The following is a 1,731-nucleotide window of genomic DNA, read 5'->3' as shown; positions in this document are numbered from 1 at the left end:
TTTTTTTAACAGCCGAACTGGAAAGGGAGGCTGAGCTGCTCAGTGATCACTTTATCCGTTGGCTGATTTACGCCGGCATGTTCGCTACAGGCACTGAACGACAACGCAGATGGTATGGTCTGTGCGTTCTGACTCGTCAAGGATCGGCCAATGGATCGTTTGTCTAATTTGCTCTCGCGGTTCGGCGTGCGGGCCAATCTGTTCTATGACGGCGACCTATGCGGCTCTGCATCTTACGATGGCGCCGAGCGGCGAGGTTATATCCATCTGCTTCAGGCCGGCAGCGTGACGTTGCTTGGTCCCGATCGCAAGGATTTGCAGCTCACTCGCCCTAGCTTGATTTTTATGCCACGCCCCGCCAAGCATCAATTGTTTGCGGGTGAGTCCGATGGCGCAAAGTTGTTGTGTGCTTCCATGGAGTTTGAGGGCGGAATTGATAATCCTTTGTCGGCTTCATTACCGGACTGTTTGGTGCTCGCACTCGATGATCTGCCCATGCTGGCAGACACGTTGGAGTGGATGTTTGCCGAGGCGGCAAATGTGCATTGTGGAAGGGAAGCCGCGCTTGAGCGCTTATTTGAGCTCCTAATCATTCTGTTGCTCCGTTACCTGCTCGATCATCACCAGTTGCGCACCGGAATGATGGCTGGACTGGCCGACATGCGGCTTGCCCGATCGCTTTTACAGATGCACAACTCCCCGGAACATGCCTGGTCAATAGCAGAGCTGGCCAGTGAGTCAAATATGTCACGCGCTGCGTATGCCGTGCATTTCAAGAGTGTCATCGGACAGACGCCTGCTGATTATTTGTTGAGTTGGCGAGTTAGCCTGGCTCAGAAGCTGATGCGAGAAGGGCGCTCGATTACGCTGATTGCAGCTCAAGTCGGCTACGAAAGTCCTTCGGCGCTGTCTCGCGCATTTAGACGCAAGACGGGGTTGAGCCCTCGTGACTGGTTGAAAGATCTGGCGGGGGAAAATGATGGCAAAAAGGCCTAAGGCATTACTGCCTTAAGCCATTGAAAAAATTATGCATTAATTTTACGTTTTTCCAGTTCAACCAGCGAATGGCCTGCCACAAATATCGAAACAGCAAGCAACCCTAAGTCTTTAAGCAGAAACTGACCTGGCGCAACGGAAATCGCCGGAAACCCTAAACTAGGCTCAATGACGCCCGGAGTGGAAAACATAAAGCTAAGGGTTGTGAAGAACAGGCCTGCAGACAGAGCGCCTCCTACCACGGATAGTTTGGGCGACAGCATGCGGCCTGCGATCAGAGTGCCGATCGAAATCTCTAGTATGCCGAGCAGGCTGGAGAACATGTCGACCGAAAAAATGCTATACACCCATCCCAAAAGCGGGCTGTTGCTCACCAGTGGAACCAGGCCCTCGGCCTCGTAGTGGGTAAATTTCATGCCGCCGAACCAGAAGTAAATAATAGCGAGAGCCAAGTACGCGCCATAGATACCTAGCCCCATAGTTTTGGTTCCAAGCGTTAAGTGGGCCTGTACGCTGGACTTCGAGTTTTCAATGCCTATGGTTTTCATGTCTGAGCTTCCAGTAGTGAGTGAGAGTGTGTTGGCTGCCGAACGCCGTATGCGTTGGCGATGAGATGATTATGGCTGGCATCTCTAATCAAGAGGCATCAGAAAGTATTGATTTCAGTGCAGATCGTCTTGGGCGGTGCAATTCGCGATGAAGGGATCGCCGTGGAGAGCGATGAGTGCACTATTT

2 protein-coding genes are annotated in these 1,731 nt (G+C 52.2%); one reads left to right on the top strand and one right to left on the bottom strand.

The features are described 5' to 3' along the window. The first annotated feature begins 150 nt into the window (after positions 1 to 150). A complete protein-coding gene (locus BLS08_RS25940) occupies positions 151 to 996 on the top strand; it encodes an AraC family transcriptional regulator (protein ID WP_003464995.1) in 846 nt (281 codons plus the stop codon). Positions 997 to 1,025: 29 nt separating this feature from the next. Here BLS08_RS25940 and BLS08_RS25935 read toward each other — a convergent pair whose 3' ends face one another. Then, positions 1,026 to 1,544, bottom strand: coding sequence for a YkgB family protein (locus BLS08_RS25935; protein WP_003464991.1), 519 nt, complete (start codon positions 1,542 to 1,544; stop codon positions 1,026 to 1,028). Between the last annotated feature and the right edge of the window lie 187 nt (positions 1,545 to 1,731).

The sequence above is a fragment of the Ectopseudomonas chengduensis genome, from assembly GCF_900102635.1.
GTDB classification, from domain to species: Bacteria; Pseudomonadota; Gammaproteobacteria; order Pseudomonadales; family Pseudomonadaceae; genus Aquipseudomonas; species Aquipseudomonas chengduensis.
Note: the sequence above shows the minus strand (reverse complement) of the source record. Positions and strands in the feature narration are given on the sequence as shown.

Bases quoted from the DNA above. Each gene is read 5' to 3' on its own strand.
- BLS08_RS25935 (WP_003464991.1), bottom strand. From the start codon at position 1,544: ATGAAAACCATAGGCATTGAAAACTCGAAGTCCAGCGTACAGGCCCAC.
- BLS08_RS25940 (WP_003464995.1), top strand. From the start codon at position 151: ATGGATCGTTTGTCTAATTTGCTCTCGCGGTTCGGCGTGCGGGCCAAT.